Annotated in this window: 6 protein-coding genes; 1 reads left to right on the top strand and 5 read right to left on the bottom strand. The window is 69.1% G+C overall.

All coding sequences use genetic code 11. From position 1 onward, the window contains the following. Positions 1–173: 173 nt before the first annotated feature. The 5 genes from ABT092_RS25275 to ABT092_RS25255 all read right to left on the bottom strand — a co-directional run bounded on the left by ABT092_RS25275 (position 174) and on the right by ABT092_RS25255 (position 5,347). Positions 174–1,112, bottom strand: a complete 939-nt coding sequence (locus ABT092_RS25275; protein ID WP_351247677.1) for a fumarylacetoacetate hydrolase family protein — start codon at positions 1,110–1,112, stop codon at positions 174–176. A gap of 218 nt (positions 1,113–1,330) precedes the next feature. Next, positions 1,331–2,245, bottom strand: a complete 915-nt coding sequence (locus ABT092_RS25270) for a VOC family protein (RefSeq protein WP_351247675.1) — start codon at positions 2,243–2,245, stop codon at positions 1,331–1,333. 111 nt (positions 2,246–2,356) lie between these two features. After that, the gene (locus tag ABT092_RS25265; protein WP_351247673.1) at positions 2,357–3,283 is read right to left on the bottom strand and encodes an NAD(P)-dependent oxidoreductase; all 927 of its coding nucleotides are present in this window, start codon (positions 3,281–3,283) and stop codon (positions 2,357–2,359) included. A gap of 52 nt (positions 3,284–3,335) precedes the next feature. Beyond that, positions 3,336–3,713, bottom strand: coding sequence for a YciI family protein (locus ABT092_RS25260; RefSeq protein WP_351247671.1), 378 nt, complete (start codon positions 3,711–3,713; stop codon positions 3,336–3,338). 173 nt (positions 3,714–3,886) lie between these two features. Next, entirely contained in the window at positions 3,887–5,347 is a 1,461-nt protein-coding gene (locus ABT092_RS25255) for an amidohydrolase family protein (protein ID WP_351247669.1), read from the bottom strand. 223 nt (positions 5,348–5,570) lie between these two features. Here ABT092_RS25255 and ABT092_RS25250 point away from each other — a divergent pair, with 223 nt between their 5' ends. After that, positions 5,571–7,298 (top strand): AMP-binding protein, encoded by a 1,728-nt coding sequence (locus tag ABT092_RS25250; RefSeq protein WP_351247667.1) that lies wholly within the window; start codon positions 5,571–5,573, stop codon positions 7,296–7,298. The last annotated feature ends 78 nt before the right edge of the window (positions 7,299–7,376 follow it).

Raw genomic sequence — 7,376 nt, 5'->3', positions numbered from 1 at the left:
GCATTCACGATCATGCCCAACCACCTCCGTACCTACGTACACCTTGCGTTGGATTGCCTGCTTATGTTCAGCGAGTAGACACCCCGCCCGGCGACGCCCCACATGGACGCTTGTCTGAGGGGTGGTCCGTCATCACCGGGAAGGGGGCGGTACGGAGTCCCCGACCGTTCGCGTCAGGGACCCACCAGACGGTTCACCAGGTCGCCGATGCCCTCGACGCTGACCTGGATCTCGTCACCGGCGCGCAGGAACACCGGGGGTTTGCGGGCCACTCCGACTCCGGCGGGCGAACCGGTGCTCATGACGTCACCCGGCGCGAAGCTGAAGAACTGCGACAGGTACGCGATGAGTTCGGGGATGCTGGTGAGCATGTCCGAGGTGTGGCCGCGCTGCATCACCTTCCCGTTCAGGGTGGTCGTGATCGCGAGGTCACCCGGATCGGCGATCTCGTCCGCCGTGACGACGACGGGACCCATCGGGCAGAAGCTGGGGTACTGCTTGCCGAGCAGCATCGTGGTCCAGGCCCAACGGCCCTCTTCGGGAGTGGTGGCTGCGGCGAGCTTCGGAATGTCGTCACGGGCGGACACGTCGTTGATGATCGTGTACCCGCCGACGTAGTCCATGGCCTCCTCGGCCGTGACCGCGTGGCATTCGCGGCCGAAGACGACGCAGAACTCGCCTTCGAAGTCGACCTTGTCCGGCGCGGAGGCGGGGATGACGATGGAGGCACCGGTTCCGGTCGGCATCGGGGACTTCACGAACCAGGCGGGCTTCTCGGGCGGTTCCTCACCCATCTCCTCCAGGTGGGAACGGTAGTTCGCTCCTGCGGCAACGGTCTGGACTCGCTCGCCGAGGGGCGCCAGCAGGGTGATCGGCTCGCGCACCACCCATCCCCGGTCCGCCGCGTGCTGGGGCTCGGCGCCGACGCGCACCAGCACGGCACGCACGGAATCCTGGTAGTCGCTCCCGCGGCGGAAGAGGTCGGCGACGGAGGAGGGCACAGCGACACCGTGCGCGTCCAGGACGCGGGACAGGTCGACCACACCGAGGCCCTGGACCTCGGCACCGGGAGCAGAGCGGCCGAAGGGGTCCAGATAACTGACGAGACGCATGAGTGTTTCTCCAGGATGAACGGGGTGGCACGGACCGTGCCGTGGACTGAACGCGGGCGGGCTCGACTACGGCGTGTTCGAAGGGGGGTGGGGAACGGGCGGGAGAACGGGCAGTGGACAGCAGCGGATGCGGCGCGGTAGCCGAGGCGGTGCGCCGCGATCCGCCGGTGCCTGGGTGAGCGGCCCTGGGTTCCCACTGGTCTTCCGGGGCTCCCGCTTCAGCGGAAGCTCTCCGGCGGGAAGCTGCCCCATTCGTCGGCCGCACGGGGGTCGCCGCCCGACCAACGCAGGGGGAAGTAGTTGTCGTCGTCGAGGATGATCTCCTCCTCCGAGGAGAACTCGAAGATGTGTCCGAGGTGATCGCGGAAGTAGACGGCGATGTTGTGGCCGGGACCGTGGCGCACCGGACCCCAGACGATTTCCACGTCGTCGTCCTTGGTGAACGCCTCGGCGGCTTCGAGGACGGCCGACCGGTCCTTGACGGTGAACTGCACGTGGTGCAGTCCGTCGACTTCGGCCTTCGCCAGCGCCAGGCAGTGGTACAGCCTGCCGCCACGGAAGAACGCCATCAGGGGGGTGGCGTCGGGCAGTTGGATCTGCGAACTCTCGAAGAGGCCCAGGGTGCCCTTCACGTACTCGATCTCACGCTCCATGTCGACGGTGCGTACGACGACGTGGTCCGAGGCGATCGGGGCGGGTACCGCGGTGGGGCGGCGGGTCGACGCCGCGACCGGAACCTCCGGGGCGTGGCCGACCCGGAGTTCGATCGGGTGGCCTGCCGGGGTCTTGAAACGGAGACTGGGGCCGGGGTGGAACTCCGAGGTCTCCTCGTTCCTGGTCACGGTGACGCCGGCCCGGGTGAGCATGGCTGCCGCCTCCGCGAGGACGGTGTCGTCGGGGACGATGTAGGAGATGGCCTCCAGGCCGCTCGTACCGGGCGCGTAGACCAGTGAGTAGGCGTCGGGGCCGTGGCCGGCCAGGTAGTGGCGGCCGTTCTCGTCGTGACCGGCGTGCCGGAAGCCGAGGTGTCTCACGGCGAAGTCGGCCGAGGCGGCGGGGTCGGGGCTGAAGAGGGCGACGTGGCCGGTGCGGTGGATGCCCAGCCCCTTCCGTTGTTCCGTGGGTTCTCCCACGGCCGGGATCGGGATGGCTCCTGCAAGGTTGTCTATGGACATCGAGGTGTTCCCATCAGTCGTGGTCAAGTACTCCGGGGCGCTAGGCGGGCGGGAGGGCCCGTGGACTCGTCAGCCCCCCGCGCTGACCAGGTCGGGCCCGGTGGCGAGGGTCTTGGCGGATGCGGATTCCAGGACCCGGATGACCGCGGCGATGTCGACTTCGCCGTAGTCCTGCGCACATGCCTCGGCGCAGATCTTGTAGACGACGCTCAGCACCGGCATCGCCGCGCCCACTTCGTCCGCCGTGGCCATGATGGAGTCCATCACGTCGATCATGCTCGCGGCCGTTCCGCTGACGGGGTGGAACCTGCCCTCCGCCATCATGGGCGCGCGGACTCCGAACATCACCGAGGACGCCGCGGACGGCTTGATCGTGTCAACCACCACGTGCGGGTCCAGGCCCATCGCGGTGCCGAGGGCAAGGGCTTCGGCGGCTATCGCCACGTGGGTGGCGACCAGCGTGTTGGCGACGAACTTCATCTTCGAGCCGGTGCCGAACTCCCCCGTGTAGACGATGGACCCCAGGGCGCCGAGCGCGGGACGGACGCTGTCGAAGGCGTCCGCGTCCCCGCTGCCGAACACCACTCCACGGCGCTCGGAGACCATGGGAGGGGTGCCGCTGACCGGGGCGTCGAGCATGGTGATGCCGTGAGCGGCGAGCCTGTCGCGTGCGGATTCCTTGCGGCTGAGCGGCATCGCTCCGATGTCGACCACGAGCAGGTCGGACCGACCGGCCGCGAGCAACCCCTGCTCGCCGTCGATGACGTCGTCGAGCGCGTCCGCGGAGGTGACGCAGGTGTAGATGACGTCGGCGCGTTCGGCCACGTCCTTCGGCGAGGAGGCGGCTCTGCCGCCGATCGCCTCGAAGTCCGCCATGGAACTGCGCCGGTAGCCCCACACGGTGTATCCGTCGTTGATGAGGTTCGCCGCGAAGGGCAGGCCGATCTTGCCGGGTGCGACCAGGCCGACGGTGAGGTGCGAGTTGGGGATTATCACGAGACGTCCTCCTGAGGGCGCGCCGTTGGCGCGGCTTCGGGGTGGTGGGTGATCAGCGGAGGTGGTGGGTACGGTCCGAGAGGTCGACGGCGAGGTCGATGCGGCCCTGGTGCACCTGCCACTCCTCGACCCGGAACCTGCGTGCGCCACTGCTGTGGAAGGGGTCACCGGCGGCGAGGAGGGACGCCTCGTCGACGTTCGCGGCCCGGACGATCAGCATGCCGGCGCTGCCGGGACGTCCCGACGCGTCGAGGAACGGCCCCGACATGAAGAGCGCTCCCCGCTTCTCCAGTCCGGTGAGGTACTCCAGGTGCGCCGGGATCTGGGCGGGGAGTTCCTCCGGTCGCCGGCCGGCCTCGGAGAAGATCACGAAGAAGTGCTTCTGCTGCGGCTCCGCGGGGTGCTGCGGGGGGCGGCTCGGTGTGGTCATCGTTGTGTTGCCCTTCTCTGAGGTCGGCCGTGCCGTCTGCACGGTGCGGGCGGTCGTGCGCCCCGAGCCGCCACCGTGTCGACGGACGGGGCACGGGACCTGGTCGCAGGCACCCGGGCCGAGGTCCGGCGGGGGTCGTGTCCCGAGGGGGCGCGGGCGTCGGGAGGCGCCGGTCAGTGATCGCCCTCGGGCGGCATGGGGGCCCAGCCCGGTGAGATGCCGGCCTTCTCCAGCAGTGCTGCGGCGGCGTCGGCGGCCCGTCCCGTGAGGTCCGCGATGTCCACGCCGAGGAGTTCGCCGTCGCGTTTGACGGCCTTGCCGGCGACGAAGACGGTGTCGACGGTCTGCCGGCTCGCGTGGTGCACGATCGAGGCCACCGGGTCGAGGACCGGGGCCATGGAGATGTGGTCGGTGCGGATCATGACGATGTCGGCCTGCTTGCCGGGGGTCAGGCTTCCGGTGACGCTCTCCATGCCGAGGGCGCGGGCGCCCTCGATGGTCGCGAACTCCAGCACGTCGCGGGCGGAGACGTTGAGCTGCCACGGGTTGGCGGAGTCCTCCTCCATCGACCGTTGGTTGGCCAGCCCGCGCGGTACCGCGAGTGCGAAGCGCATCGCCGTGAACGGGTCGCCGCCGACGGCCATGCAGGTGTCGATGCCGATGTTGGGTCTGATGCCGGCCCTGAGCAGTTGGACGATCGGCGGCCAGCCGTGCCCCATCCCGGCTTCGTCCTCGGGGGTGACCGAGGCGGACACCCCCGCGTCCGCCATCAGCCGGAACTCCTCCTCGGTGAGGAAGTTGCAGTGCCCGAAGATCAGGTCGTCACCGAGCAGGCCCTCCTTGTGCAACCTGGTCACGTGGGGCCGGTCGGCGATGTCGAGCACGCCCATGCCGATGTGGGTGTTGATCCGCAGCCCGAGCTCCCGGCCGAGGGCGAGGTCGGCCCGTACGACGTCCATGGTCGCGTTGTCCGGGCCGCGGACCGCGAAGCCCATCGTGACCAGTCCCGAATCCGAGGAGAAGTACTGGCTGCGCACCCGCCGGATCTCGGCCTCGTTGCTCGGGGTGCTCTTGAACGGCGGCGACAGGAGCTCCAGGTGCTGCGCCAAGGTGCCGCCGTAGCCGAACACCGAGCGGATGCCGCTGTCCAGGAGTGCGCGTACGGCCTCGTCCGTGTGGTCGGGCGAGGTCTGGTTGTGCGAGTAGTCGTAGACGGCCGTGACCCCGGAGTCGAGTGCGTCGTACGCACCGAGCGAGGTGCCCAGCGCCAGGTGTTCCGGCTCCATGTTCGGGCCGAGCACGCTGAACATCGTCGTGAAGTACTGGGACAGGGACCAGTCCGTGGCCATGCCGCGCAGGAGCGACTGGTACAGGTGTCGGTGCGAGTCGATGAAGCCGGGGACCAGGATGTGCCGGGAGGCGTCGATGACCTCGGCACTGCCTTCTGCGATCTCCAGGTCGGTACCCACCGCGGCGATGCGACCGTCTTCGATGAGCAGGTCCCCGACGAGATCACCCACCGCGGGGTCCATCGACACGATCCGCCCGCCGCGCAGCAGTGTGCGCGTAGCAGGTCCCTCGGACGGCTCGGGCAGTGATCGGGCGGAGTTCGAGCTCGGACTCAATGTGGACATGTCCCTCTCCCCTTGGCGATATTGGGCCCTATGGGCGAAACGAGCCCTTCGGCCTCCCCTGGGCGACGCGTCCACGATGGAATGCGCCACATCGCCATGTCAACCTCTACGTCAAAATCTCGACGCCCAAGTCAAGTCGACATCTCGACCAGATTTGACATGTTCGTCAATAATTAGACACGAAGGCTGGACCTCGGGGGTGCCGTCGCTTAGATTGCGGAACATGGCGAACCAAGCGGCGGAACGACCCCGCGACATGCAGGTGGACGGACTCGTCCCCCACCCGGCCGCGACCGCAGCCGGGTACCGGGCCGCAGGCTTCTGGTCGGGCCGGTCCCTACCGACGGAGCTGGTGGCCGCCGCGGCCGCACACGCGGACCGTACGGCGCTGATCACTCCCGAAGGCAGCAGCACGTACCGGGAACTCTTCGACGCCGCGCGGAACTTCGCGACGGGTCTGCTGGAGTCGACCGGGCTGCGCCCCGGGGACGCCGTGATGTTCCAGATGGGCAACGTCACCGAGACCGTCGTCTCCTACCTCGGTTGCCTGCTGGCCGGGACAAAACCGGTCTGCACCCTCCCCCAGCACGGGGTGAGGGAGGTGGGCGTCCTGGCCCGGCACATCGGCGCACGCGGCCTCGTCCTGCAGTCCGACTTCGGGCGCGGCCTGCTGCCCGACAACGCCCGCTCGCTCCTGGCCGAGGGCACCGTGGAGTTCGCCGTCGTGGCACGCGGGGAGGCCTTCGAAGGAGCGGTGGCGTACGAGGACCTACTCGCGGCGGGAGCGGCAGCCGGCTCCGCGGAGCTGCCGTACCACCAGGACGAATCCGACCAGATCGCGGTCTTCCAACTCTCCGGGGGTACGACCGGGCTGCCGAAGGTCGCTCCGCGGCTGCACGAGGAGTACGCGTACAACGCCCGGGCATGGGCGGCTGCGCTGGGGTGGGGCCCGGGCACCGTGGCGCTCTACGCCCTGCCGATCATGCACAACGCCGGAATCTCGGTGGCGCTGCAACCCGCCCTGCTCAGCGGCGCGACCCTGGCCCTCGCGCCCTCGGCGGACATCGGCACCCTGCTCGACCTCATCGCAACCACCCGCCCCAGCGTGATACCGCTCGTGCCGCCGGCCCTGGCGATCCGACTGTTGGAGGCACCCGCCAGCAAGACCGCCGACTTCTCCTCCGTCAAGGACTTCATCGTCGGCGGGCAGAAGCTGGCCGAGGAAGTGGCCCACCGACTGCGCGACGAGTTGGGCATCGCCGTACGGCAGAAGTTCGGCATGGCCGAGGGCATGTTCCTGGTCACCCCTGCGCAGGCCGGGGAAGCCGTACGCCACCACACGGTCGGCACACCGCTCTCCCCTGCGGACGAGGTCCGCATCCTGACCCCCGGAGGCGACGCCGAAGTTCCCGACGGGGAGATCGGCGAGCTGTGCGTCCGGGGGCCGTACACCATCCGCGGCTACTACCGGGCTGCCCGGCACAACGCGAGTGCGTTCACCGACGACGGCTTCTACCGCACGGGCGACCTCGCCAGACGGCACACCATCGACGGGCTGACCTGCTACTCCATCGACGGCCGCATCAAGGACGTGATCAACCGCGGGGTGGAGAAGATCCACGCCGAGGAGGTCGAAGAGCTCATCATGCGCCACCACGACGTCTCCAACGCCGCCCTGGTCGCCATGCCGGACGAGGTCCTCGGTGAGCGCGGGTGCGCCTACCTGGTCATGGAAGCCCGCGCCAGGCCGCTGACCGTGGAGTCCCTGGGCGTCTTCCTGCTGGCCCAGGGGCTGGCGAAGTACAAGCTCCCCGAACGGGTGGAGGTGCTCCCCGGGCTGCCGCTGTCCAACATCGGCAAGGTCTCCAAGAAGACCCTGCGAGAGGACATCGAGGGCAAGCTCGCCCGCGAGGCCGGGTCGCGGGCCACGCCGGGTTCCACCTCGACGTGATGAACGCTCCCACCCGGGGTGGGTGCGGGCCACCGCGGTCGTGCGGTTGTCGCGCGAGTGAATCTATCGACGCTCATG

Origin of the sequence: Streptomyces sp. NPDC002490, from assembly GCF_040296045.1 — a bacterium.
In the GTDB taxonomy this organism is placed as follows: Bacteria; Actinomycetota; Actinomycetes; order Streptomycetales; family Streptomycetaceae; genus Streptomyces.
The sequence above is the reverse complement of the archived record's forward strand: the minus strand, read 5'-3'. Positions and strand labels throughout refer to the sequence as shown.

Coding starts and splice junctions, on each gene's coding strand:
- ABT092_RS25260 (WP_351247671.1), bottom strand. CDS start 3,713: ATGACCACACCGAGCCGCCCCCCGCAGCACCCCGCGGAGCCGCAGCAG.
- ABT092_RS25275 (WP_351247677.1), bottom strand. CDS start 1,112: ATGCGTCTCGTCAGTTATCTGGACCCCTTCGGCCGCTCTGCTCCCGGT.
- ABT092_RS25255 (WP_351247669.1), bottom strand. CDS start 5,347: ATGTCCACATTGAGTCCGAGCTCGAACTCCGCCCGATCACTGCCCGAG.
- ABT092_RS25250 (WP_351247667.1), top strand. CDS start 5,571: ATGGCGAACCAAGCGGCGGAACGACCCCGCGACATGCAGGTGGACGGA.